This is a genomic window from Streptomyces sp. NPDC021622 (assembly GCF_040640795.1).
Lineage (GTDB): Bacteria > Actinomycetota > Actinomycetes > Streptomycetales > Streptomycetaceae > Streptomyces.
In genome coordinates, this window is the sequence record NZ_JBFACK010000001.1 from 917,925 (window position 1) to 942,732 (window position 24,808).

Below are 24,808 nucleotides of genomic sequence, written 5' to 3' on the forward strand. Positions count from 1 at the left end.
GCATGGGTACCAAAGGGGCGCGTCGTGAGGTGGGTACCAAAGGGGCGGGTCGTGACGTGGGTACGCAAGGGGCGCGTCATGACCGTCGCGCCGATCGAGCCGACCGAACGGCAGGCGGCCGGACCGCGGCCGACGGGATCACGGGCGGCCGGACCGCGGGCGACGGGATCGCTGGCGGCCGGACCGCTGGCGGCCGGACCGCGGCCGACGGGATCACGGGCGACCGAACCGCGGGCGGCCGGACTGCAGGCGACCGGACTGCAGGCGACCGGACTGCAGGCGACCGGACTGCTGGCGGCCGGACCGCGGCCGACGGGATCACGGGCGACCGAACTGCAGGCGGCCGGACCGCGGGCGACCGGACTGCAGGCGGCCGGACTGCAGGCGATGGGATCGCGGTCGACCGGACCGCAAGCGACTTCACCGCGGGCGACTGCACCGCAGGCGGCCGAACCGCAGTCGACCGAACCGCAGGCGTCGTCCGCCCGCCGCGGCTCCCGGCTCGCGCTCCCGGTGGCCCTTGCTCTCCTCGCCCTCCCGCTGATCACCGCCGCCCACCACTCGCGCCCGGCCCCCTACGGAGACCACATCACCGTCCACGCGCGCGTGGCCGCCGGCAGCGCCGCCCCCGAGCTCCGCACGAAGGGGCTGACCGTCGAGGCGTACGACCCGGCGACCGGCCGCGCCCGCTGGACCTACGGCCGCGCCGGACACCGCCCGCTCGCGCTGCTCCCCGCCCCCGGCCACGCCGTAGCGCTCTGGAGCGACGGCCTGGTCACCGACACCGCACGCGCCGACGGCAGCGCCGTCCGCTGGCACCGCGCCATCCCCGGCAGCGCCTCCTGGCTGCGCACCCCCGCCGCCCGCGGCGCCGCCGGAGTCCTGCAGCCGCTCGACCCGCACGGCCGCATGATCGCGGTCGTCACCCCGCACCGCATCGCCGCCTACCGCACCGCCGACGGCGACCTGCGCTGGGTGCTGCCCGCCCGCGGCGGCTGCGCCTTCGAGCCCGCCCGCTCCGTACGCCACCGCGCGGCCCTCCTGGTGGCCCAGCCCTGCGGTGACGCCGCCACCTCGTGGACCTCACAGCTGATCGCGGTGGACGACCTCGGCCGGATCGTGCCGCGCCGCACCCCGCTGGGCAACGAGCTGCCGGGGGCCGCCCCCGACGGCGTACCGAACCGGGCAGAAAAAGTGTTTGCGCGGCCCCGGTAGAATTGCCGTCATGGCCATTCTCCTCGTGCATTAGACGGCGTGATCGCCCTCCATCAACCCTTCCGCCGTCCTTCCCCCTGCCCTGGAGTCTGTCCGTGATCACCGCTTCCGGCATCGAGCTGCGCGCCGGCGCCCGCATCCTCATCGAGAACGCCACCTTCCGCATCGCCAAGGGCGACCGCATCGGTCTGGTGGGCCGCAACGGCGCGGGCAAGACCACGCTCACCAAGTGCCTGGCCGGCGAGGGCATCCCGGCCGGCGGCACCATCAGCCGCTCCGGAGAGGTCGGCTACCTCCCGCAGGACCCCCGCACCGGCGACCTCGACGTGCTGGCCCGCGACCGCATCCTCTCCGCCCGCGGACTCGACGTACTCATCCGCAAGATGCGCGAGAACGAACAGCGCATCGCCAGCGGCTCGGGCGCCACCCGCGACAAGGCGATGCGGCAGTACGAACGCCAGGAGACGGAGTTCCTCACCAAGGGCGGGTACGCCGCCGAGGCCGAGGCCGCCACCATCGCCGCCGCGCTCAACCTCCCCGACCGGGTGCTCGGCCAGCCCCTGCACACGCTCTCCGGTGGTCAGCGCCGCCGTATCGAGCTGGCCCGGATCCTCTTCTCGGACGCCGACACGCTCCTCCTCGACGAGCCCACGAACCACCTCGACGCCGACTCCATCGTCTGGCTGCGGGACTACCTGAAGACGTACCGCGGCGGCTTCATCGTGATCTCCCACGACGTCGACCTCGTCGAGACGGTCGTCAACAAGGTCTTCTATCTGGACGCCAACCGCACCCAGATCGACGTCTACAACATGGGCTGGAAGCTCTACCAGCAGCAGCGCGAGTCCGACGAGAAGCGCCGCAAGCGCGAGCGTCAGAACGCCGAGAAGAAGGCCTCCCAGCTCCACTCGCAGGCAGACAAGATGCGGGCCAAGGCCACCAAGACCGTCGCCGCGCAGAACATGGCCAAGCGTGCCGACAAGCTCCTCGCGGGCCTGGAGGAGGTGCGCCAGAGCGACAAGGTCGCCAAGCTGCGCTTCCCGGACCCCTCGCCGTGCGGCAAGACGCCGCTGATGGCGGAGGGCCTTTCGAAGTCGTACGGCTCGCTGGAGATCTTCACCGATGTCGACCTCGCCATCGACAAGGGATCCCGCGTCGTCATCCTGGGTCTGAACGGCGCGGGCAAGACCACCCTGCTCCGGCTTCTCGGCGGCGCCGAGAAGCCCGACACCGGACAGGTCATAGAGGGCCACGGCCTCAAGCTCGGCTACTACGCCCAGGAGCACGAGACCCTCGACCCGGAGCGCACGGTCCTGGAGAACATGCGCTCGGCCGCCCCGGACCTCGACCTCGTCCAGGTGCGCAAGACGCTCGGCTCGTTCCTCTTCTCCGGGGACGACGTCGACAAGCCGGCCGGTGTCCTCTCCGGCGGCGAGAAGACCCGGCTCGCGCTCGCGACCCTGGTCGTCTCCTCCGCCAACGTCCTGCTCCTCGACGAGCCCACCAACAACCTCGACCCGGCAAGCCGCGAGGAGATCCTCGGCGCCCTGCGCACGTACAAGGGCGCGGTCGTCCTCGTCACCCACGACGAGGGCGCGGTGGACGCCCTCCAGCCGGAGCGGATCATCCTGCTGCCCGACGGCGTCGAGGACCTGTGGGGCCAGGACTACGCGGATCTGGTCGCACTCGCCTGATCTCTCCTGACCCACGGGCCTCGCCTGAGGGGTCCACTTTGGTTGATCGAATAACTGATCCACTACGTATGGATCATTCGGCCGAGCCGTGATCCTTCATCTGTGTGAGGCCGCCTCGTACCGAGGTGTGGGATACACGGATTTCCCTTGTGTGGCGGGCGCTGACCGCGGTTCTCGCCCGCCACCGCGCTGACCTGGCACTTCGCTCGACAACCCATTCGGCTGTACGGAATTTGATGCGCGGAATCATTAATTCCGCTCATGGTGGCCCGTTCTTGAGCGGCAAACCTTGTCGTACGGACCTTGCCGAATGGGTGGCCAGGAAGCCCGGGAGGGGTGATCATGAGAAGTCCAGAGCGCACTTCCCATGAGGAGGCACGGGTGGCCGAGACTCTGAAGAAGGGCAGCCGGGTAACCGGCGCCGCGCGCGACAAGCTCGCGGCAGACCTGAAGAAGAAGTACGACGGCGGTGCGAGCATCCGGGCGTTGGCCGAGGAGACCGGCCGTTCGTACGGCTTTGTGCACCGCATGCTCAGCGAATCCGGCGTCACGCTGCGGGGACGCGGCGGGGCGACGCGAGGCAAGAAGGCCGCGGCCGGCTGACGGCGGCGGGCTGTTCACCGGCTTCGACGGTGGCCACCGGGCCGATCGTCCCCCAGGTGCCTTAAGGGACCTGGGGGTGACCCCTGATCGGCCGGGTGGTTACTGTGCAGTCACTTACGGGCGCACGCGTGTGCCCGCACCGACCGCACACCACCATCGGAGGCCCCCATGGTTTCGCCCGGCAGTGAACTCGGCGGACCCGCACCGGTACTCGACAAGGACGGCGTATGCCTGACTGTCGACGAGGCCGTAGCCACGGTGACGCTGGCCAACCCGGCCAAGCGCAACGCCCAATCTCCCGCGCTGTGGAGGGCGTTGGCCGAGGCAGGCCGGATGTTGCCGGGCAGCGTCCGCGTCGTGGTGCTCCGAGGTGAGGGCAAGTCCTTCTCTGCGGGCCTCGACCGCCAGGCGTTCACGCCCGAGGGCTTCGACGGTGAGCCGTCCTTCATCGACCTCGCGCGCGGCGACGACGGCGTCCTCGACGCCACCATCGCCGAGTACCAGGAGGCGTTCACCTGGTGGCGGCGCAGCGACATCGTGTCCATCGCCGCCGTCCAGGGGCATGCCATCGGTGCGGGCTTCCAGCTCGCGCTCGCCTGTGACCTGCGGATCGTCGCGGACGACGTGCAGTTCGCCATGCGCGAGACCAGCCTTGGCCTGGTGCCCGACCTCACCGGCACGCACCCCCTCGTGGGTCTTGTCGGCTATGCCCGCGCGCTGGAGATCTGCGCCACCGGGCGGTTCGTCCAGGCGGCCGAGGCCGAGCGCGTCGGCCTCGCCAACCTTGTCGTGCCCGCGGACCAGCTCGACGCGTCCGTGAGCGACCTGGCGGCCGCGCTGCTCGCCGCGCCGCGCGACGCGGTCATCGAGACCAAGACGCTGCTGCAGGGCGTCTCCGGTCGTACGTACGAGGAGCAGCGCACCGCCGAGCGGGCCGCGCAGGGGCGGCGGTTGCGGGACCTTGCGGGGCTCGGCGACTGACGCTCCGCTGGGCGGGGCGGATTCCGTCTGCGGGTGTGTTTGTGGCTGGGCGCGCAGTTCCCCGCGCCCCTTCGGGGCGGGTCAGTCCTCGACGGCTGTGATCAGCACCGCCACCGAAGGGTGGTCCGGGAGTGCGTCACCGACCGCTGTCCGGACCGCCAGTGCCACGTCCAGGGCGCGGTGCTCGTGGGCCGTTGCCAGTTCTACGCGCGCGTGGCGGCGCGGCAGGGCCGCTTGCGCCGCGGGTGACTCCTCGATGTGTACCGCGCGGCCGAGTCCGCCGAGCGCGCCGGTCAGCCTGCGCACGCCGGGCACGTCCAGGGCCGCCGCGGCCACTTGAGCCTCGTCTCCGCTGCCGGACGGCGGCTTGGACTCGGCCGGTGGCTGCTCCTGGTCGGGGGAGTCGGCTGCGGGGGCCTCGCCCTCGTCCAGCAGGGCCGTCACGTCGAGGTCCACCTCCTCGACCACCAGGCCGAGCCGGTCAGCGGCCGCCGTGAACAGCGCCTCGCGCAGCCGGGCTGCCGCCGCCGGCAGAGGCTCGGTCGCGGCGGCCGCGAACTCCGCCGTGATCCGCAGCGGACCCGGCGGCAGCGCGCTCGGCGGCGCGGGCACCGAAGCGACGTATGCGTCCGAAGGATCGGCCAGTCCCACCCGCAGGCCGCCGAGCCGCACACCGCTCACCCTCTGTGCCGCACGGCGCAGCACCGCGCCCGCCGCCGACTCCGTCACCCAGACGCCGTCGCCCGGTCCGCCGAGCGGCAGCACCCGCCCCAGGCCGAGTTGCCGCCGCACTGCCTCAGTCCACCCGTCACCGGTCATTGCCCCAGCCTGCCGCATCCCTGGCGCGCGACGGCGCAACCGCACTTAGTGTGGGCGAAGGAGCACATCCCCTTTCGAAAGGGACGGCGATGACCGACACCGGACAGCGGCAGCGGCAGCGGCCCCAGGAGAACCTGGAGAAGGAACCCTCGGGCGAGGCGGCGGGGAAGGCAGGCGCGACCAGGCGCGGCGGCGGAGATCCCGCGACCAGGGGACGCACCACCATCGCGGACGGCGTGGTCGAGAAGATCGCCGGGCTCGCGGCCCGCGACGTCGTCGGCGTGCACGCGATGGGCGGCGGCCTCGCCCGGACCTTCGGCGCCGTACGCGACCGGGTGCCAGGCGGCTCCAAGTCCGTGTCGCGCGGCGTGAAGGCCGAGGTCGGCGAGGTGCAGACGGCGCTCGACCTGGAGATCGTCGTCGAGTACGGGGTCTCGATCGCCGATGTCGCCCACGCCGTACGGGAGAACGTCATCGGCGCGGTCGAGCGCATGACCGGCCTTGAGGTCGTCGAGGTCAACATCGCGGTGAGCGATGTGAAGCTGCCGGACGAGGAAGACGATGAGCCGCAAGGCCGCCTTCAGTGACCCAGTCGGCTTGTTGAGGAGCGCGCGATGAGCATGGCCGTGATCGGCATGGTGGCCGGAATGGCGCTCGGCTTCGCCGGGTACTTCGGCGGGTTCGGGGCGTTCCTTCTGGTGGCGGCCCTGGGCGCCATAGGTTTTGTCGCCGGCCGGTTCCTCGAGGGCGACCTCGACCCGGGCGACTTCTTCCGTACCCGTGGCGACGACCGGCGGCGGTGAGCCGTGGCGGCACAGGTCGCTCCAGGGTGGCGCGGCGCGACCCGGATCGCCGACCGGGTCGTCGCGAAGATCGCAGCGCGGGCGGCGCGCGAGGCGCTGGGCACGGTCCCCGCCGACGGCTCGCCGCCGCACGCGACGGTCACCGTGCGCCATGATGTGGCGCGCGTGCGCATCAGCGTGGAACTGGACTACCCCTCGGACATCGGCGCGCAGTGCGGTGCGGTGCGTCGCCGAGTCGCCGAGCGGGTAAAGGCGTTGGCGGGGATGGAAGTGCCCGAGGTCGCGGTCCAGGTCGAGCGGCTGCACTCGGCACAGGTGCGCGCCGCGGCGCGGGGGAGGACGCGATGAGTGAGACCGAGGGGCCGGAGGGCGAGGGCGGTGGTCGCACACAGCCGGTGCCGGTCATCGAGCGGGCCGACAGCGATCTCGACCAGTCGGCGTCCGCGGCCTCCTACGATCCGCCTCCCACGCTGCCCGACGACACCAAGGCGCCCCGCTTCTGGTCCCCCCGGCGCGTTCCCGCCGCCGTCCTCGCGCTGCTGGTCCTCGGCGGTGCGGGGCTTCTGCTGTACGACATCGCGGCCGTGCGCGCCGGGCACTCGGCGATGACGTGGCGGCGCGAACTCGCCCATGAGCTGGCCGAGCGGCCGCTGGACAGTACGTCGGTGCTTGCCGGCGCGGGGGTCGCGGCGGCCGCCGGGGTGTGGCTGATCGTGCTCGCCGCGACGCCGGGGCTGCGGGCCGTGCTCGCCATGCGGCGCGATGACGCCGACGTACGGGCCGGTCTCGACCGCGGGGCCGCGGCGATGGTGCTGCGGGACCGGGCCATGGACGTTTCCGGGGTGCAGTCGGTGCGGGTCCGCATGACGCGCTCCAAGGTGGACGTCCATGCGGTCTCGCACTTCCGCGAACTTGACGACGTACGCGGCGACTTGGACGCCACGCTGGCCGACGGCATCAAGGACCTGGGCCTCGGCCGCGGTCCCGCGCTCTCGGTGCGCGTCGCACGGCCGGGCAGGAAGGGCTGAACTCGATGCTGAAGACGGTCAACCGTGTGGTGCTCGGTCTGCTGGGCCTCGTCCTGCTGGTGCTCGGCGGTTCGGTGCTGGCCATCGGCCTCGGCGCGAGCCCGCCCTCGTGGTGGGTGCACGACGGGAAGCGCGATGTCCTGCTCAGCGACGCGGACCGGGAGCGGTGGCGGGACGACGGCTGGTTCTGGCCCACGGTCATCGGCGTGCTCGCGGTGTGCGTGCTGCTCGCCCTGTGGTGGCTCGCCGCGCAGTTGCGGCGGCGGAGGCTGGCGGAGGTGCTTGTGGAGACCGGGGACGGGGAGGGGGCGCTGCTGCGGGGGCGGGCCCTGGAGAACGTACTCGCGGGCGAGGCCGAGTCGCTGGAGGGTGTGCAGCGGGCCGCGGTCTCCCTGACGGGCCGCCGCAACGCCCCCGAGGCGCGGGTGTCCCTCCTCCTGGAGCCGCACGCCACGCCGGGCGAGGCGCTCCACCGCCTCTCGGCGGAGGCGCTGGCGCATGCGCGCGACTCCGCGGGCTTGGCGAAGCTGCCGGCGGTCGTGCAGCTGAGGGCGGTCAAGCACCGGGCGGAGCGGGTGAGCTGACCGCCGCTTCGCGGCGAAAGCTTTCCCGCCCGCCCACCCGATTGCCCGGCAGCAGGTCTTTCAGCCCGTCCGGCGTTTGAGGACGAACTCGCCGGAGGCGGTGATCCACGGCCACCTCGCGGCCGGCGCAGCCGGAAAGTTTCGGGAAGGGGTGGGGTTGGGGAAAAGGAACCGCCTAGAACCCCCGCCGCGCCCCACCATCCACCGGCAGCATGACCCCCGTCAGATAGGACGCGGCAGGGGAGAGGAAGAACGCGGCCGCACGGCCGAACTCCTGGGGGGTGCCATAGCGGCGCAGCGGGATGCGGGACTCGCTCGCCGCCCGCGTCGCCTCGGGATCCGCCGAGAGCCCGTCCAGCTCCCGCACCCGATCCGTGTCGATACGGGCCGGCAGGAGTCCGACGACGCGAATGCCCCGCGGCCCGAGCTCGTCGGCGAGCGACTTGGCGAAGCCGGCAAGCCCCGGCCGGAGCCCATTGGAGATCGTCAGACCCGGAATCGGCTCGTGCACGGACGCGGAGAGGACGAAGCCGATGACACCCCCCTCACCGAGCTCGGCCGCGGCCGCCCGCGCAAGCCGCACCGCCCCGAGGAAGACGGACTCGAACGCCGACTCCCACTGCTCGTCCGTGTTGTCGGCGGCGAACCCCGGCGCAGGACCCCCGACGCTGATCAGCACTCCGTCGAACCGCCCGAACCGCTCCCGCGCGGCATCGATCAGCCGCCCGGCGACGGCAGGGTCGCCGTTGTCCGCCGCGATGCCGGCCGCGTCGGGGCCCAGCGCGTCCGCGGCTTCGGCGACGGTCTTCTCGTCCCGCCCGGTGATGAGTACCTTCGCGCCGTCCGCGATCAGCTCACGCGCGGCGGCGTTGCCCAGGCCCCGGGTGGCGCCGGTGATGACGTAGACACGGTCCTTCAGTCCAAGATCCATGGCCCTATCCTGCCGCGTCACGGCCGGGGAACGCGAGGCCCGTCACACCGCCGCGGGCGTCGCCTCCGGCGTGGACTCCGCGGCCGCCGCCGCGCGGTCCCGCACTTCGCGGCGGACCAGGATCACCCAGCCGATGGGGACGCCCGCGCAGAACAGCCACCACTGGACCGCGTACGCCATGTGCGGGCCGATGTCGCCGTGCTCGGGCTCGCCGATCGGCTGGGGGGTGCCGGACGCGGGCTCCGGCGAGGTCAGTTCGATGTAGCCGCCGAGGACCTGCTTGCCGAGGGTGTGTGCCTGCTGCCCGCTGCTGATCAGCATGATCTGACGGTCCGGAAGACCCTGGAGGTCCTTGATGCCGCTCTTCGCGGACGTCTCGTCGGCCATGAGCCGGCCGGTGACGGTCAGCTCGCCCTTGGGTGCCGGGGGAACCTTCGGGAAGACGGTCTGCGGCCCGTTCGCCGGGATCCAGCCCCGGTTGACGAGGAGCACCTTGCCGTCGTCGAGGACGAACGGCGTCAGGACGTGGAAGCCGATCTCCTCGTCGGAGTTCGTGCGGCGCCGCACGACGACCTCGTGCTCGGTGTCGTACGTGCCCTTCGCGCTCACCCGCCGGTAGCGCTCGTCGTGCGAGACGGCGTGGCCGGGGGACGTGAGCCGCTCGGCCGGGACGGGCTTCGCGTCCAGTGCCTTGGAGATCTGCGCGTTCTGTGCGACGCGGTGCTCGTGGCGGTGCAGCTGCCAGAAGCCCAGCTCGATCATCGTGGGGATGAGGACGAGGGCGACGAGGGTGAGGATCACCCACTGCCGGGTCAACAGGAAGCGGTACACCCCACGACGGTACAACTCGGTCGTGGGGTGCACGGGAGTGGGGTACTCCGGAACGGAGCCGCGGAGGGCTGTGGGGGCCGCAGCGGAGGGGGCCGGGTCACACCCTGTCGACGATGCCCACCTGCCCCTCCGCCCGCGAGCAGTGCGCACCGCAGTACCACTGCCCGTCGGCCTCCACGCCCTGGCCGATGATCCGGCACCGGCAGTGCTCACAGATGGGCGCCATGCGGTGAATGGCGCAGGAGAAGCAGTCGAAGACGTGTACTGCCCCTTGGGCATGAACTTCGAAGGACATGCCGTAGTCGTTTCCGCAGACCTCGCAACGTGCCATGCGCCACAGGGTGGGACGCGCGGCGCCCGCATGCGAGCGGGCAGGCGGGGCGCGGCGCGACAATCACCCGTCTGACACCCGCCCGTCGGCTCAGCCCTCCGCCGCCGGAGCGACGTCCTGGAGGAGCTGGCCGAAGGCCGCCTCGTCGATGACCGGGGTGCCGAACGCCCGCGCCTTGGTGGTCTTGGACGTGCCCGAATCCGGGTCGTTCGTGACGAGCACGCTGGTCAGCCGCGACACGCTCGTCGCGATGTGCAGTCCGGCCTCCACCGCGCGGTCCTCCAGCAGCTCGCGCTCGGTCGAGGTGTCCCCGGAGAACGCGACACGCATGCCCTGCTGGAGCGGTTTGCCCGGTTCGTACCGCCCCGGGTTGGGGTAGGGGCAGGCGGGCCGCTTGCGTGAGGGGCGCCAACTCCCTTGGCCGTACGAGGAATACGAGGAGTACGAAGAGGATGACGAGGATGGCGAGGATGCGGAGCCCGGTCCTGTCGGCTGGCGGACGATGCGCGCCGCGCCGTCGGACCATTCGGTGAGCGGACGGCACTCGAGGAGCGGCAGCCGCACCCCTTCGCTCGCCGCGGCCCGCAGGCTCGGCCGGAAGGCCTCGGCGAGCACGCGCGCGTCGTCGAGCGCGTTGTGCGCGTTGCGCTGCTCGACCCCGAAGTGCGCGGCGAGCGACTCCAGCTTGTGGTTGGGCAGCGGGAGTCGCAGCTCCTTGGAGAGGGCGATCGTGCACAGGCGCTGGCGCACCGGGGCGGTGCGCTCCGCGCGTGCGTACTCCCTGGCGATCATCGACCAGTCGAAGACGGCGTTGTGCGCGACCAGGACGCGGTCCGCCAGGCGCGCGGCGAACTCGTCGGCGATGTCCTTGAAGAGCGGTGCGTCGGCGAGCATCGTGCTGGTGAGTCCGTGGATCCAGACGGGGCCCGGATCGCGCTGCGGGTTGACCAGCGTGTACCAGTGGTCCTCCACCTCGCCCTGGGCGTCCACCCGGTAGACGGCAGCCGACACTATGCGGTCGTCGCGGGCCAGCCCTGTGGTCTCCACGTCGACGACCGCGTATCCGGAGGGATACGCGGCCGGCCAGGGGGCTGCGGACGCTGCGGTCGTCTGGTCTTCGAGCATGGTCCCTGAGGATACGGGCCACGACTGACAGTCAGGTCCCCGGTCCGAGCAGTCCGGCCACCAGCGCGCGCACGGATGCCGTGAACAAGGCCTCCGGGTCGACGGCTGCGGCGAGCGCGCGGGCGAGTTCGGGATCGTCCTCGGCGGTCTCCACCGTCCACAGCTCCTCCTCGCCGGGCCGCTGCACCGGCGCCCGTTCGCGGTTGCGCTCGACCAGGACGTGGCCGACGACATGGACCTGGACGGCGCGCACGGCGGCGGCCGCGCGTGCGCCGCGCAGTCCCGCCGCGTGCACCTCGTGCACCAGGACCCGCTGTGCGGGCAGGAACATCCGCTCGGTGAGGCCCCGTTCGTGGACCATCGCGACGAGGTGCGGATGGTCGCGCAGCTCGCGGCGCAGGGCGCGCGCCACGGAGACGATGCGCCGGTCCGGGGTCTTTCCGGAGGGCCGGATCTCGCGCAGGTCGGCGACGGTGCGCTCGACCAGCGCGTCCAGGAGCGACTCGCGGTTGCCCACGTGCCAGTAGATCGAGGTGACGGCGGTGCCGAGCTCGGCGGCGAGCTTGCGCATCGTCAGGCCCTGCGGGCCGTGCTGTTTCACGAGCGCGGCCGCCGTGGCGAGCACCTGCTCCCGGTTGAGATGCGTGCGCGTTCCTTCGTGACGCGGCTCTTCACTCTTCACGGCTCCTGTTGTAACTGTGTTACAGAACCTCCCGCAAGACCTCCCGCAAGTCCCCGTCGCGGGCCCGAGTCCCGCGCTGACGAAGGGTGGTACGACATGGCACGCGTACGGTACGGAGCGCGCACCGAGGCGGAGATCGCCGCGGCGCGCACCGCGAGCTCGAAGCTCCCCGACATCTGGTCGACCGGTGTGGTGGCCGTCTGGGAGAGCGACCCGGACGCGGTGGCGGCGGTCCTTCCGCCACCGCTCAAGCCCACGCACCGGCCCCTGGTGCGGGCCAACATCAGCAAGGTCGACCTGCCGGGCTATCCGCTGGGCGCGGGCTCGGTGGCGGTGGCCGCCGAGCACGGGGGAGTGGAGGGCTGGTATCCGCTCGTCATGCCGATGACCCACGAGCGGGCCCTGATCGGCGGGCGCGAGGTCTTCGGGGAGCCGAAGAAGCTCGGCGAGGTGGAGGTGGAGCGCGACGGCCTGGTCGTCGGCGCCCGGCTCGCCCGGCACGGCATCGCCTTCGTCGAGGTGCGCGGCGCGGTCAGCGGCCCGCTGCCGCTCCCGGAGCCGGCCCAGAAGACCGACTTCTACTTCAAGTTCCTTCCCGGCGTTGACGGTTCGGGCTTCGACGCGGACCCGGTGCTCGTGCACTGCGTGCGCAACGAGAAGGTCCGCAAGCTGGAGGGCATCACCGGCGACATCGTGCTGCGCGAGTCGATGTACGACCCGATCGCGGACCTCCCCGTGCGCGCGGTCGTCGAGATCACCATCGGCGAGAAGACCACCGACCAGAAGGGCCGCGTCGTCGAGCGGGTCAGCGCGCAGGCCCTGCTGCCCTACATCCACCAGCGTTACGACGACCCGCAGCAGATCCTCGACGGCCCGCCCGATGGGAGCGTCTGAGATGGAGTTGCGCGAAGGGCAGGTCGCCGTCGTCACGGGCGCGGCGAGCGGCATCGGCCTCGCCATGGCGCGGCGGTTCGCGGCACAAGGCCTGAAGGTGGTCCTCGCCGACGTCGAGGAGGGTGCCTTGGAGAAGGCGGCGGCCGGGCTGCGCGAGGACGGGGCGAGCGTGCACGCGCGCGTGGTCGACGTCGGCTCGCGCGAGCAGGTCTTCGCCCTCGCCGACGCGGCGTACGAGACCTTCGGCGCCGTCCATGTGCTGTGCAACAACGCGGGTGTCGGCTCGGGCGCCGAGGGCCGCATGTGGGAGCACGAGCCGAACGACTGGAAGTGGGCCTTCGAGGTCAACGTGTGGGGCGTCTTCCACGGCATCCAGGCCTTCGTGCCCCGCATGATCGCGGGCGGCGAGCCCGGCCATGTCGTCAACACCTCATCCGGCGACGGCGGCATCGCGCCGCTGCCCACCGCATCCGTGTACGCGGTCACCAAGGCGGCCGTGGTGACGATGACCGAGTCGCTGTACGCCCATCTGAAGGCGGAGCACGCGCGCGTGGGCGCCTCCGTGCTCTTCCCGGGGCCGCACATGCTGCGCACCGGCCTCTGGGAGTCGCACCGCAACCGCCCCGACCGGTACGCCAAGTCCCGCCCCCGCAGGACCCCTTACCGCAGCCTCGACCAGTGGGAGGCGGCGATGAAGGAGGCGGGCCAGGAAGTGGAGTTCACGCCCGTCGAGCAGGTCGCGGACTTCGTGGCGCAGGGCATCGCGGCCGGCCGCTTCTGGCTGCTTCCGGAGAGCGAGCACAGCGACCGGCAGATCAAGGCCAGGTCGCGGTCGATGCTGGACCGCGCCGACCCGGCGTACCTCGAGAACTTCATCCTGGACTGAAGGGAGTGCCACCGATGAGTGCCCAGGACCCGTACTTGATCATCAGCTCCGACTGCCACGCCGGGCTCCCCACCGAGGAGTACCGGCCCTATCTGGACAGCCGATTCCACCGGGACTTCGACCAGTTCTTGGGGGAGCGCGACGCCCGCCGCGCGGAGGCGACCCGGCTCGGCATCCGCAACGACGCGTTCGCCGCCAAGTGGTTCCAGGACAACGAAGAGGGTCTGCGCGGCGGCTGGGACACCGCGCAGCGCCTCAAGGAGCTGGACGGCGACGGGGTGGCCGCCGAGGTCGTCTTCCCCGACGCGGACGCCGTCGACAGCCAGACGGCGGCGCCCTTCGGGGTGGGCCTCGGCCTCTCCGGCGACCAGGACCCCGAGCTCGGCATGGCGGGCGCGCAGGCGCACAACCGCTGGCTCGCCGACTTCGTGTCCGAGCATCCCGAACGGCACTGCGGTGTCGCCCTGTTGCCCATCACCGGAGAGGTCGACCGGGTCGTCGCCGAGGTGCACCGGGCCAAGGAGTCCGGGCTCGGCGCGCTGATGATCCCCTCCATGTGGGTCGACAAGGCGCCCTACCACGACCGGCGTTACGACCCCGTATGGGCGGCGGCGGCCGAGTGCGCGATGCCCGTGGTGACCCACTCCGGGGCGGCGCCCCGCCACGAGTACGGCGACCACCTCGGGATCTACGTCTCCGAAGTGACCTGGTGGCCCGCGCGGCCGCTGTGGTTCATGCTCTGGTCGGGCGTCTTCGAGCGCCACCCGGGGCTGAAGTTCGGTGTCGCGGAGTCGGGCTGCTGGTGGCTGCCGAACCTCCTGTGGTTCATGGACCGCCTCTACCTGGGCGCGCACGGCGGCAAGAAGCTCTCCCCGTTCGCGGAGCTCAAGCGGGCCCCGCACGAGTACCTGGACCGGCAGATCTTCATCTGCGCCACCAACACCAAGCGCCGTGAACTCGCCCAGCGCTACGAGATCGGCGTCGACAACATCCTCTGGGGCAGCGACTTCCCGCACCCCGAAGGGACCTGGCCCGACACGCGCGCGTGGCTGAAGAAGACCTTCCACGACATCCCGGTGGGGGAGACCCGCCGGATGCTGGGCCTCGCGGCGGCGGAGGTCTTCGGCTTCGACACGGAGAAGCTGGCGCCGCTGGCCGCCCGCATCGGTCCGACGCCCGCCGAGCTCGGCCAGGACACCGAGGGCGCGGCTCAGCAGGCGGTGGAGGCCTCCTGGGCGCGCTCGCGCGACGTGGGCCGTCACTGGCTGACGGAGAACGACTTCCCGGTACTGGGGGCGGACACATGAGCGCACAGCGCGGGAGCGAAGAGCGCTACACCGTCATCTCGGCCGACTGCCACGCGGGCGCCGATCTCCTCGACTACAAGCCCTACTTGGAGTCGCGCCACCACGACGCGTTCGACGCGTGGGCGGCCACCTACGTCAATCCGTACGAGGACCTCCTCGCCGACACCGCCGACCGCAACTGGAACTCGGAGCGCCGCGTCGCCGATCTTGAACAGGACGGCATCGTCGCCGAGGTCGTCTTCCCGAACACCATCCCGCCGTTCTTCCCGAGCGCGTCCCTGATGGCCCCGGCGCCCACGCGCGAGGAGTTCGAGCAGCGCTGGGCGGGCCTGCGGGCCCACAACCGCTGGCTCGCCGACTTCTGCGCCGCGGCTTCGGGGCGCAGGGCGGGCGTCTTCCAGATCCTCCTCAACGACGTAGACGAGGCCGTCAAGGAGATCAACTGGGCGGCCGACGCCGGGCTCAAGGGCGGCCTGCTGCTGCCCGGCACGCCGCCGGGGTCGGGTCTCGCCGAGCTCTACTCCGCGACGTACGACCCGATCTGGGCGGCCTGCGCCGAGCGCGGCGTGCCGGTCAACCATCATGCGGGCTCGGCATCGCCGCCGTTGGGCGAGGAACCGGCCGCGCGCGCCGTCTTCATGGTGGAGACGACGTGGTTCTCGCACCGGGCGCTGTGGCACCTCGTCTTCGGCGGAGCGTTCCGCCGTCACCCCGAGCTCAGGCTCGTCCTCACCGAGCAGGGCTCGGGCTGGATACCGGGCGTGCTCGACATGCTGGACTACTACCACGGGCGCCTGGTCGCGGCGGCCTCGAAGGCGGACACGGCCGAGACGGCGGAGTCGAAGTTCGGTGCGGGCCTTGCCGATTCGATGGGCAAGGGGCCTTCCGAGGTGTGGCGCGAGAACTGCTTCGTGGGCGCGAGCTTCATGCGCCCGCACGAGGCGCAGATGCGGGACCGGATCGGCCTCGACAAGATCATGTGGGGCAGCGACTACCCGCACGACGAAGGCACGCACCCCTTCTCGCGCGAAGGCCTGCGCATCGCGTACGCGGGTCTCCCCAAGGAGGAGATCGCGGCCATGGTCGGCGGCAACGCGGCCCGCGTCTACGGCTTCGACCTGGAGCTCCTGGACGCGATCGCGGCAAAGGTCGGACCGACCGTCCAGGAACTGGACGAACCCCTCAAGGAGACCCCCGCCGGCGCGACGAGCCCGGTGTTCGCCCCGGGAGGGTCGGTACGCGTCTGGTGACGGCGTGCCCCGCCGCCCCCGCTCACCCGGGGTGAGACCCTCCCCGGGTGAGCGATCAGGCACCGGAACACGACGAGGCACACGGCGGCGCGCTCGCCTCCCGGCTCAACTGGCTGCGGGCCGCCGTGCTCGGGGCCAACGACGGCATCGTCTCCACGGCCGGTCTGGTCGTCGGCGTCGCGGGCGCCACCGGCGACCGCGCCACCCTGCTCACGGCGGGCCTGGCCGGGCTGCTCGCCGGGTCGATGTCGATGGCCGCGGGCGAGTACGTCTCCGTGTCCACCCAGCGCGACTCCGAGAAGGCCGCTCTTGCCATGGAGAAGCGCGAGCTGCGGGAGCAGCCCGAGGCCGAACTGGTCGAGCTGACCGGCCTCCTGGAAGAGCGCGGGCTCAGCCGCGAGGTGGCCAGGGAAGCGGCCGAGCAGCTCACCGAGCGAGACGCGCTGCGGGCCCACGCGCGCGTGGAGCTCGGTATCGACCCCGACGAACTCACCAACCCGTGGCACGCCGCCTGGGCCAGCTTCGTCGCCTTCACCGTGGGCGCGCTCCTCCCGCTCCTGGCGATCGTCCTGCCGCCCGCCGACTGGCGCCTCGCCGTCACCGTCGTCTCGGTCCTCGGCGCGCTCGCCCTCACGGGCTGGAGCAGCGCGCGCCTGGGCTCCGCGGCCGTGCGTCCCGCCGTGCTGCGGAACGTGGCAGGTGGAGCGCTGGCCATGGCGGTCACCCACGGGGCGGGCGCGCTGCTCGGGGCGGTCGGTGTCTGAGCGTCCGCTTTTGGCGAGGCTCGCCAACATCCGTCGGCTTACCACTGGTAATACTTGTCGGTAACTACGTCTAGCGGCGGCCCGTCAGGGGCCTTTACGGTGCACGCATGCCGCCGAACCTGCCCGATGTCGTGCTGTGGTCCATACCCGCCTTCGTGCTGCTCACCGTCGTGGAGATCGTGAGCCACCGGATCCATCCTGCCGCCGACGGGGCCGCCGCCGGGTACGAGACGAAGGACGCCGCCACCTCCATCACGATGGGGCTCGGCAGCCTCGCCTTCGACTTCCTGTGGAAGATCCCCATCGTCGCCATCTACACGGCGATCTACGCGCTGACGCCGCTGCACATCCCCGTGCTGTGGTGGACGATCCCGCTGATGCTGCTCGCGCAGGACTTCTTCTACTACTGGTCGCACCGCGGACACCACGTCATCCGCATCCTGTGGGCCTGCCACGTGGTGCACCACTCCAGCCGCAAGTTCAACCTCACCACGGCGCTGCGCCAGCCCTGGACGAGCCTGACGGTCTGGCCCTTCTACGTGCCCCTGATCGCACTCGGCGTACACCCGGCGGCGCTCGCCTTCTGTTCCTCGGCGAACCTCGTCTACCAGTTCTGGATCCACACCGAACGCATCGACAAGCTGCCCCGGCCCTTCGAGTACGTCTTCAACACCCCCTCGCACCACCGCGTCCACCACGCGTCACAGGGCGGCTACCTGGACCGCAACTTCGGCGGCATCCTCATCATCTGGGACCGCATGTTCGGCTCCTGGGTCGCGGAGACGGAGCGCCCGGTCTACGGCCTGACGAAGAACATCACCACGTACAACCCGCTGCGGGTGGCCACGCACGAGTACGCGGCGATAGCAAAGGACCTGAAGACGGCAACGACATGGCGCGAACGGGGCGGCAGGCTGTTCCGGGGCCCGGGCTGGCAACCGGAGCCGCAGCCGGCACCCACGACGGCGTCCGAGCCCGTGACGGAGGGAGCAGCGTGACGGACGCGAGCCGCGCCGACGCCGCTGACCCGCCCGCCCCCGTTGTGGGCAGCCGGGCCGCTCCCGTTGTGGGCAGGCGTTCCGCACGGCGGAACGGGTGGGCACAACCCCAGCTGCCGGGCACCGATGAAGCGGCGTCCACCAAGGCCAAGCTGCTCCTGGCCGCATTCGCCCTGGCGGCAACAGGCGACCTGGCAGCACTACTGGCGGACTCGGACACGGCCCACACCCTCTTCAAGCCCCTCCTGATGCCGCTCCTGGCGGCGTACGTAGCCACGGTGAAAGGCCCCCGCCTACTGATCGGCGCCCTCCTCTTCGGCTGGGGCGGAGACACCCTGCTCCTGGCGGACGCGGACCCCGCGTTCCTCGCGGGCATGGGCTCCTTCGCAGCCGGCCACGTCTGCTACCTCATCCTCTTCAAGAGGTACGGCAAGGGATACGGCCCGGCACGCGCACGCGGGGCAGGCCTCGTCGCGGCGTACGCGGCAGCCCTCATCACGACCGTCGCACTGCTCTGGCCCGACCTCCCCGCGGACATGCGCGGCCCGGTGGCCGGCTACAGCCTCCTGCTCACCGCGATGGCCTTCGGGGCGACCACACTGGGCCTCACCGCGGCGGCCGGCGGCGCCCTCTTCCTCCTCTCGGACACCCTCATCGCGACCGGCGTCGCCGAGTGGCCGCAGGCGCCAAGGCCCGACTTCTGGATCATGCTCACCTATATCGCCGCACAGTTCCTGCTGGCCAGAGGCGTGCTGGCGGCGCTGAACGTGCGGACGGCGCCGAACCCGACGAACGGACCGCGCTCAAGGTGATGGTGACCAACTGAGCAGCCCCGCGCGGCTCACCAGCGAATCGGCAGCGGCAGCGCGGTCAGCAGCGCCGACACCACCACGACGAGGCCGAGCGCGACGACCTCCCCGCGCGCGGGGGCGCAGGCGGCAACGGGGTCGGTGGCCCCGCGCAGCCGGACGCGCGCGAGCAGCGCGAGGACGGCGACGGTCACCACCAGGAGCAGCTTGGCGAGCAGCGTGCGTCCGTAGGCCGTGTCCGTCAGCTGGTCGAGCACGGTGCCCGGCGGCATCCGGCGCAGCGTGCTGCACACCCCCGTCACGGTGATCGCGGCGAGCAGGAAGGCCGCCACGCGCGCGTAGAGACCAAGAAGCGCTCCGCCCTCCCGGGGAGCGGACGTCCGCCACAGCCGCAGCGTGCGCAGCACGTGCAGCAGACCGCCCGCCCACAGCACCCCGCAGGTCAGATGGACCAGCGTCAGGCCGGACCCGATCAGCGGGGTGTCCTCCGCCGGAGGATGCGCGCGCAGCGCCTCCGCGACGATCACCGCGGCCAGCGGCAGGGCGGCGGTCGACGGGCGGCGCGACCTCGAACACAGCAGGGACACGATGAAGGCGTTGACCTCCAGGAGCGCCAGCCTGCCGTCCCGCGTCTGATAGAGACCGCCGATATCCATGTCGGAGAGCTGATGCGGCACCAGATTGCCGGTGGCCACCACGGAGGCGAGCCCCAGCGTCGCGACGATGCCCGCGCCCGCCGCGTACGCCGCCCAGCTCCGTGGCTCGCGCTCCAGCGGCGCCCCCGGTACCCGGCGGGCAAGGCGGATCGCGTACACCTCGCCCAATTGCACGCAGAGCGCGGCGAACATGACCGTCCGCAGGAACGTGATCCCCGCCGTGCCCGGCGCCTCGGCCTCCCCGGTGCCGTCCAGCGCGGCCGACGGGCCGAGCAGCGGGATCAGGGCGGCGACGGCCACCAGGACGAGCACGGCCACGGCACGCGCGGGCGAGGGGCGGCCGCGCGGCGCACGGTGGGACGCACGGGGCACGGAGGCGGCCGCTTCGGCCGCTGCATCGCCCCCGGGTTCGGCGGACGGTTGTATGGGACTCACCACAAGATCTTCACCAGGTGCCCCCTTAACGGGCAAGTCCTGGCAAACAACTGGCGAAATCCCATTCCGCCCGACGGGGTCCGTTCACCGCCACTCGGGCGTATCGGTGCCCCAACGGCCGGGCGGTCGCGACCAGTTGTCCGGTCCGCCGGCGAGGGACACCGGCGGCAGCGCATACCGCAGCCGCCCCAGGGGACTGTCCGTCTCGGCCAGCCAGGGGGAGGGATCGTATGTGGGGCCGGTGCTGTCCTCGCCCCCAGGAGTGCCCCCGGGAGCGCCCCCGGGAGTGCCCCCGAGGGACGCCCCCGTCAGCCAGTGCGCCGTCTGCGCGAGCGTCAGGCTCACGCCCCACGTGCCCCCGCCCGCCATTGCCTCGGTGAGCGAACGCAGGACGGCGGCGGCCACCAGATGGCCCGTGCCGTGGTCCAGGGCCTGCGCGGGCAGTGCGCCCGGCCGTTCGGGTGACCCCTCGGCGGACGCGATCCCCGACGCGACCTGCACCAGACTGTCGAAGCCGCGCCGCCCGGCCCACGGCCCGTGGTCCCCCCACGCCGAAAGCCGCGCCACCACGATCCCGGGCCTGCGCTCGGCCAGCGCCAGAGGGGCGAGCCCGAACCGGTCGAGGGCGCCGGGGCGGTACCCGGTGACGACCACGTCGGCCCCCGCGAGCAGCTCGTCGAACGTCCGCAGATCCGCGCGCCGCGCCAGGTCCAGCGTCGCGGACCGCTTCCCGAAGCCGGTGTCCGCGTGCTGGTCCGGGAGTTCGGGCAGCCGGGGCGAGTCGATCCGCAGCACGTCCGCGCCGAGCAGCGCCAGCGTGCGGGTCGCGACGGGGCCCGCGATGACCCGGGTGAGGTCGAGCACGCGGAGCCCGGAAGCCGGCAACAAGGGGTCGCCGGTGAGTGCCGGAAGGGACCGCGCGGGCGCCTCGCCGATCCGCTCGCGGCTCAGCAGCGGCCGCTCGGCCACCGCGGCGCCCTGCGGGTGCTTCGCCCACTCCTCGGACGTACGCAGCGCCACGGCGAGCCCTCCGGCGGCGTACACGGCGTCCTCCACGTCCACGGCGGGCCGCTCGGCGAGCCGGGCGGCCACCGCGCCCACGGAGTCAGTGGAGTCCGCGGAGAGCCCGAGCGCGGCCAGCAGCGCCGCCCGGTGGTGCGGATAGTTGGCGTGCGTCCGCACCCAGCCGCCGTCCCCGGTGCGCCAGAAGCCGGACAGGGGAGCGAAAGTGACGGGCTCGCGGCCGTCCACGAGCAGCTGCCGCTCGCTGGTGAACGCGGCGGCCACCGCCCCGTCGTCGACCCGGACCCGGGGCACGGCCCGCCCGGTGCGCGCCGCCGCCAGTTCCGCCGCGGCGAGCGCGCAGCCGCCCACACAGGCGCGGGCCAGCTCACGGACGGGCAGCCGCGCGGGCAACACCCCCGCGCGTACGACGGGTTCGACACGGGAGAGGAGCGCGGGATCGCCGCCGAGCGCCGCCCAGGCCGCGCGCGTACCGGTCATCGGTGTGTGCGTCATGCAAGCACTATGCCCGGCGGTGTCTACGGTGTGCCCGTGGCCGTCCCAGGATCCGAAGCCGCCGACCACCACAGCCTGATCGACTTCTCCGGCTCCGACGGCCGCAGTTCCCATCCCTGCGCGCCAGCTGTCAGGAAAGCGACGACTATGACCCCGGCCATGACCACCACCACGAGCGCGCACCAAAGCGGCAGGTAGGCGAGGGTGGCGACGACACCGAGCACAGGCGAAGGGCCGGGCAGTCAGCGACCGCCCGGCCCGACTCGCCTCGCGGAAGGGTTACTTCCGCACGGCGTCCAGCGCGTCGATCATGCCCACGCCGTAGAAGCCGTTCTTGTTCTTGCCGCCCGCGCAGACCGCGTCGACCTTGCCGTCACCGTCGATGTCGTACGGATCGGTGCACTTCATGGCGTCGGCCTCGCCGTAGAGCAGCGCCTTCACCTTCGCCGAAGAGGCGTGCGGGTGGGCCGACTTGATGAGCGCGGCGACGCCCGCGGCGTGCGGTGACGCCATCGACGTACCCGCCTTGTAGCCGAACTTGCCGCCGGGCAGCGTCGACAGGATGCGGCCGTCGGTGGCCGGCGCGTCCGGCGTCTGGAACTTCGTCGAGTCGCCGCCGGGCGCGGCGATGTCGATGACGCCCTTGCCGTAGTTCGAGAACGAGGACTTGATGTCCTTCGCGCCCGTGGACGAGACGGTCACGACACCCGGAAGCTGCGACGGGAGGTCGAGGCAGTCCGCGGTCTTGATCGTCCTCTCCGTAGGAGTCGTGTCGTCCGGGCTCGAGTCGTCGACGATCTCGTCCTGCGCGAGGTCCGTCTTGGCGTTTCCGGCCGCCGCGACATTCACCGCGCCCTTGCGCTCCGCGTACCGGGTGGCCCGCCCGACGGCGTCGACCAGGGCCTTCTGGTCGTCGTCCGTCTTGCAGTTGAACAGCCACGGGTCGGTGTAGTAGCTGGAGTTGGTGACGTCGACGCCGTGATCGGCAGCCCACATGAAGCCGCAGACCACGGCCTCCGTGTAGTACATGCCGGTCGCCGGCTCGGCCACCTTCAGGCTCGCCACCTTCACGCCCGGAGCGACACCGGTGACCCCGGTGCCGTTCTTCGCGGCGGCGATGGTGCCCGCCACGTGCATGCCGTGGTCGCTCTCCTTGGCCACCGGACGCCACGCGTTGTCCTTCTGCACGGGCACACCGCCCAGGCAGCTCGCGGAGGCCTTCGCGTCGAAGTTCGGCGCGATGTCCGGGTGCGTGTCGTCCACGCCGGAGTCCAGGACGCCGACGGTGACAGCGGAGCTGCCGAGCGACTCCTTGTGGGCCTTGTCCGCCTTGATGGCGGGCAGGTCCCACTGGAGCGGCTCCAGCTCGTCCTGGCCCGCGTCCGCCTGCCCGGCGGCCTTCTCGGCCTCGGCGGCGGTCAGCGGCCGGTCGGCCTCGAGTGCGTCGTCGGACTGGGCCGACAGCGGCGCCGTGCGGGTCGCCCCCGCGGACGCCACTGCGCGAACCTCGCGGATCTCCTTGGCGAAGCCCGCGTTCGACGAGTGGACGACGATCACGCCGATCCTGTCGTACGCGATGACGACGGTGCCGCCCGCCTTGGCGATCGCCTTCTTCACGTACGCCGATGTCTTGGCGGACGGTGAACTGCCGGGAGCCGAGCGGACGTTGACGACGTAGCTCATCGACGTGCCGTCCGTGAGGGTCGCGCCGATGGCGTCCACGACGGACGACACCGGGCCGCCCGGCCGGGACGCGGCATCGGACTGAGCCGATGCCGTCCCCGGCAGGAAGGCGACGGCCGAGGCCACCGCCATGCCGAGCGGCAGGGCGAGCACGCGGCGGGAGCGCGGGAAGGATGCGGTCATGGTGCGCGAGCCCCTCACTTCTTCACGGCGTCGAGCGCGTCGACGATCCCGCTGCCGTAGAAGCCGTTCTTGTTCGTGCCGCCCTCGCAGATCGCGTCGACATCGCCGTCACCGTCCGGGTCGTACGGCTCCGTCGGGCAGCCCGGGTTGTCGGCCTGCTTCTTAAGAAGGCGCTGGAGTTCGGCGGGGCTCGCCTTGGGGTGTGTCGACTTCAGGAGCGCGGCGACGCCGGAGGCGTGCGGCGATGCCATCGACGTGCCCTGCAGCCAGCCGTACTCGCCGCCCGGCATCGTGGAGAGGATGCGGCCGTTCTTCGACGGGGTGTCGCCCGGGATCTGGTACTTGTCGCCGCCGGGGGCCGCGATGTCGATGACGCCCTTGCCGTACGTGGAGTAGTACGACTTGAGGTCCTTCACGCCCGTCGCGCTGACGGTGACCACGCCCGGCAGCTGCGTCGGGACGTCGAAGCACTCGGAGGGGTCGATGGTGCGCGGCACCGGCGTCGAGTCGTCCGGGCTGGAGTCGTCCAGGATCTCGTCGGAGGCGAGGTCATGGTTGGAGTTGCCCGCGGACGCCAGGTTCAGGGTGCCCTTGCGCTGTGCGTACAGCTGGGCCCGGTTGACCGCGTCGACGATGGCCCGCTGGTCGGGGTCGTCCATGCAGTTGTAGAGCCACGGGTCCACGTAGTAGCTGTTGTTCGTGATCTCGATGCCCTTGTCGGCGGCGAACACGAAGGCGCAGACCACGCTCTCCGGGAAGAACAGCTCGCTGACCGGGTCGGCCACCTTGATGCCCGCGACCTTCACGCCGGGCGCGACACCCGCGACGCCCACGCCGTTGCGCGGGGCGGCGATCTCGCCGGCCACGTGCGTGCCGTGGTAGTGCTCCTTCTTCTCCGGACGCCAGGCGCCGGGGGAGGTGTCCGCCTTGCCGCCGACACAGCTCGCCGACTGCGAGGCCGAGAAGCTGGGCGCGAGGTCCGGGTGGGTGTCGTCGACTCCGGTGTCGATGACGCCGACGGTGACCTTGCCGCTGCCGGGGTTGATCTTCGCTGCCTTGTCGGCGCCTATCGCGCGCAGGTCCCACTGGTCGGCTTCCATCGGCTCGGCGTCCGGACCGGCCTGCTTCTGGAGCGACTTGGCCTCGGCCTTCGACACGAAGGTCGGGGCGCCCTCCTCCGTGGTGCCCGCCGCCGTCAGGGGCGAGGTGCGGGTCGCGCCCGCCGACTGGACCCCCTTGACCTTGCGCATCTGCTTGCCGAACTCGGGGTTGGCCGAGTGCGCGACGATGACGCCGATCTTCTCGTAGGCGACGACGACGGAGCCGTCCGCCTTGGAGATCGCCTTCTTGACGTACTCGATCGTCCCGTGGTCCGGGCGGGTGTTGACGACGTACGCGAGCTTCGGGGCCTCGGCGTTCGCCGATGCGCCTGCGGTCGCGGGGGCGTCGGAGGGTACTGCGGTCGCGACGCCGGGGGCGAAGCCGACTGATGCCGCGAGTGCGATACCGAGCGGCACGGTGAGCGCGACGCGGCGTCTGGAGCGCAGATGAGCCATGGGATCTCCACATCATCCGGATACGTGAACTGCCCGAGCACAAAAGGTGGTCGGGCAGGTACATGACGGGTATTGCAGAGTGAAGCTATCCCCAGAACTCCCAGGCCAGCAACGGGTTCTTGAAGAAATCGGGGAGTGTGGCCGGGACGACGCCGTCGTGATGACGTTGAAAAGGAAACGGAAGCAACATCAACCCCCCTGTCGGATCACGTCCCATGGCCTTAGCATCGCCATCCGTGGCT

At 71.8% G+C, this 24,808-nt stretch carries 26 protein-coding genes; 16 read left to right on the forward strand and 10 right to left on the reverse strand.

The features are described from left to right. Positions 1–51 precede the first annotated feature (51 nt). The 4 genes from AB0G47_RS04145 to AB0G47_RS04160 all read left to right on the forward strand — a co-directional run bounded on the left by AB0G47_RS04145 (position 52) and on the right by AB0G47_RS04160 (position 4,493). On the forward strand, positions 52–1,215 hold the full coding sequence (locus tag AB0G47_RS04145; protein ID WP_360763780.1) for a hypothetical protein: 1,164 nt from the start codon (positions 52–54) through the stop codon (positions 1,213–1,215). A gap of 95 nt (positions 1,216–1,310) precedes the next feature. Then, positions 1,311–2,909 carry a ribosomal protection-like ABC-F family protein gene (gene abc-f / locus AB0G47_RS04150; RefSeq protein ID WP_266868485.1) on the forward strand — a complete coding sequence of 533 codons (1,599 nt, stop codon included), beginning with the start codon at positions 1,311–1,313 and terminating at the stop codon, positions 2,907–2,909. A 381-nt stretch (positions 2,910–3,290) separates the two neighbouring features. Then, the gene (locus AB0G47_RS04155) at positions 3,291–3,512 is read left to right on the forward strand and encodes a helix-turn-helix domain-containing protein (RefSeq protein ID WP_055550175.1); all 222 of its coding nucleotides are present in this window, start codon (positions 3,291–3,293) and stop codon (positions 3,510–3,512) included. Between the two features lie 168 nt (positions 3,513–3,680). Then, positions 3,681–4,493 carry an enoyl-CoA hydratase/isomerase family protein gene (locus AB0G47_RS04160; protein ID WP_360763781.1) on the forward strand — a complete coding sequence of 271 codons (813 nt, stop codon included), beginning with the start codon at positions 3,681–3,683 and terminating at the stop codon, positions 4,491–4,493. Positions 4,494–4,574: 81 nt separating this feature from the next. On the opposite strand, the gene AB0G47_RS04165 is transcribed toward AB0G47_RS04160, so the two are convergent. After that, positions 4,575–5,312, reverse strand: coding sequence for a nucleopolyhedrovirus P10 family protein (locus AB0G47_RS04165; protein WP_360763783.1), 738 nt, complete (start codon positions 5,310–5,312; stop codon positions 4,575–4,577). Positions 5,313–5,401: 89 nt separating this feature from the next. Between AB0G47_RS04165 and AB0G47_RS04170 the strand changes: the two genes are divergently transcribed. Genes AB0G47_RS04170 through amaP form a run of 5 tightly spaced genes read left to right on the forward strand, consistent with a single transcriptional unit; the run spans position 5,402 to position 7,727 of the window. Then, positions 5,402–5,899, forward strand: coding sequence for an Asp23/Gls24 family envelope stress response protein (locus tag AB0G47_RS04170; RefSeq protein ID WP_360763784.1), 498 nt, complete (start codon positions 5,402–5,404; stop codon positions 5,897–5,899). Between the two features lie 27 nt (positions 5,900–5,926). Continuing rightward, positions 5,927–6,115: a hypothetical protein gene (locus AB0G47_RS04175; protein ID WP_135335341.1), complete on the forward strand. Its 189-nt coding sequence runs from the start codon at positions 5,927–5,929 to the stop codon at positions 6,113–6,115. Positions 6,116–6,118: 3 nt separating this feature from the next. After that, positions 6,119–6,463 carry an Asp23/Gls24 family envelope stress response protein gene (locus tag AB0G47_RS04180; protein ID WP_266868496.1) on the forward strand — a complete coding sequence of 115 codons (345 nt, stop codon included), beginning with the start codon at positions 6,119–6,121 and terminating at the stop codon, positions 6,461–6,463. Then, positions 6,460–7,143: a DUF6286 domain-containing protein gene (locus AB0G47_RS04185; RefSeq protein ID WP_360763786.1), complete on the forward strand. Its 684-nt coding sequence runs from the start codon at positions 6,460–6,462 to the stop codon at positions 7,141–7,143. Before AB0G47_RS04180 ends, AB0G47_RS04185 begins: the two co-directional genes overlap by 4 nt. A 5-nt stretch (positions 7,144–7,148) precedes the next feature. Beyond that, positions 7,149–7,727, forward strand: a complete 579-nt coding sequence (gene amaP / locus AB0G47_RS04190; RefSeq protein WP_360763788.1) for an alkaline shock response membrane anchor protein AmaP — start codon at positions 7,149–7,151, stop codon at positions 7,725–7,727. 175 nt (positions 7,728–7,902) lie between these two features. On the opposite strand, the gene AB0G47_RS04195 is transcribed toward amaP, so the two are convergent. The 5 genes from AB0G47_RS04195 to AB0G47_RS04215 all read right to left on the reverse strand — a co-directional run bounded on the left by AB0G47_RS04195 (position 7,903) and on the right by AB0G47_RS04215 (position 11,627). After that, positions 7,903–8,658 carry an SDR family oxidoreductase gene (locus tag AB0G47_RS04195; RefSeq protein WP_360763790.1) on the reverse strand — a complete coding sequence of 252 codons (756 nt, stop codon included), beginning with the start codon at positions 8,656–8,658 and terminating at the stop codon, positions 7,903–7,905. A gap of 42 nt (positions 8,659–8,700) precedes the next feature. Then, positions 8,701–9,489 (reverse strand): SURF1 family protein, encoded by a 789-nt coding sequence (locus tag AB0G47_RS04200; RefSeq protein WP_360763972.1) that lies wholly within the window; start codon positions 9,487–9,489, stop codon positions 8,701–8,703. A gap of 97 nt (positions 9,490–9,586) precedes the next feature. Then, positions 9,587–9,820 (reverse strand): hypothetical protein, encoded by a 234-nt coding sequence (locus tag AB0G47_RS04205; protein WP_135331724.1) that lies wholly within the window; start codon positions 9,818–9,820, stop codon positions 9,587–9,589. A gap of 90 nt (positions 9,821–9,910) precedes the next feature. Next, on the reverse strand, positions 9,911–10,945 hold the full coding sequence (locus tag AB0G47_RS04210) for a DEDDh family exonuclease (RefSeq protein WP_360763792.1): 1,035 nt from the start codon (positions 10,943–10,945) through the stop codon (positions 9,911–9,913). Positions 10,946–10,976: 31 nt separating this feature from the next. Further along, the gene (locus AB0G47_RS04215; protein ID WP_360763794.1) at positions 10,977–11,627 is read right to left on the reverse strand and encodes a TetR family transcriptional regulator; all 651 of its coding nucleotides are present in this window, start codon (positions 11,625–11,627) and stop codon (positions 10,977–10,979) included. Between the two features lie 96 nt (positions 11,628–11,723). Here AB0G47_RS04215 and AB0G47_RS04220 point away from each other — a divergent pair, with 96 nt between their 5' ends. The 7 genes from AB0G47_RS04220 (at position 11,724) to AB0G47_RS04250 (ending at position 18,538) form a co-directional block, all read left to right on the forward strand. Further along, positions 11,724–12,521 (forward strand): acetoacetate decarboxylase family protein, encoded by a 798-nt coding sequence (locus AB0G47_RS04220; protein WP_360763795.1) that lies wholly within the window; start codon positions 11,724–11,726, stop codon positions 12,519–12,521. A 1-nt stretch (position 12,522) separates the two neighbouring features. Further along, on the forward strand, positions 12,523–13,407 hold the full coding sequence (locus AB0G47_RS04225) for an SDR family NAD(P)-dependent oxidoreductase (protein WP_360763797.1): 885 nt from the start codon (positions 12,523–12,525) through the stop codon (positions 13,405–13,407). Between the two features lie 14 nt (positions 13,408–13,421). Beyond that, on the forward strand, positions 13,422–14,714 hold the full coding sequence (locus AB0G47_RS04230) for an amidohydrolase family protein (RefSeq protein WP_360763799.1): 1,293 nt from the start codon (positions 13,422–13,424) through the stop codon (positions 14,712–14,714). Further along, a complete protein-coding gene (locus AB0G47_RS04235) occupies positions 14,711–15,964 on the forward strand; it encodes an amidohydrolase family protein (RefSeq protein ID WP_360763801.1) in 1,254 nt (417 codons plus the stop codon). The genes AB0G47_RS04230 and AB0G47_RS04235 overlap by 4 nt, the downstream gene beginning before the upstream one ends. A 47-nt stretch (positions 15,965–16,011) precedes the next feature. Beyond that, a complete protein-coding gene (locus tag AB0G47_RS04240; RefSeq protein ID WP_360763802.1) occupies positions 16,012–16,728 on the forward strand; it encodes a VIT family protein in 717 nt (238 codons plus the stop codon). Between the two features lie 107 nt (positions 16,729–16,835). Next, entirely contained in the window at positions 16,836–17,726 is an 891-nt protein-coding gene (locus AB0G47_RS04245) for a sterol desaturase family protein (protein WP_360763804.1), read from the forward strand. Positions 17,727–17,839: 113 nt separating this feature from the next. Beyond that, entirely contained in the window at positions 17,840–18,538 is a 699-nt protein-coding gene (locus tag AB0G47_RS04250) for a lysoplasmalogenase (protein ID WP_360763974.1), read from the forward strand. A 29-nt stretch (positions 18,539–18,567) separates the two neighbouring features. Here AB0G47_RS04250 and AB0G47_RS04255 read toward each other — a convergent pair whose 3' ends face one another. The 4 genes from AB0G47_RS04255 to AB0G47_RS04270 form a co-directional block, all read right to left on the reverse strand. Continuing rightward, entirely contained in the window at positions 18,568–19,563 is a 996-nt protein-coding gene (locus AB0G47_RS04255; protein ID WP_360763976.1) for a CopD family protein, read from the reverse strand. Between the two features lie 147 nt (positions 19,564–19,710). Then, the gene (locus AB0G47_RS04260; protein WP_360763806.1) at positions 19,711–21,144 is read right to left on the reverse strand and encodes a CoA transferase; all 1,434 of its coding nucleotides are present in this window, start codon (positions 21,142–21,144) and stop codon (positions 19,711–19,713) included. Positions 21,145–21,423: 279 nt separating this feature from the next. Continuing rightward, a complete protein-coding gene (locus AB0G47_RS04265) occupies positions 21,424–23,010 on the reverse strand; it encodes a S8 family serine peptidase (RefSeq protein WP_360763807.1) in 1,587 nt (528 codons plus the stop codon). Positions 23,011–23,024: 14 nt separating this feature from the next. Continuing rightward, positions 23,025–24,566: a S8 family serine peptidase gene (locus AB0G47_RS04270; RefSeq protein ID WP_360763809.1), complete on the reverse strand. Its 1,542-nt coding sequence runs from the start codon at positions 24,564–24,566 to the stop codon at positions 23,025–23,027. Positions 24,567–24,808: the final 242 nt, after the last annotated feature.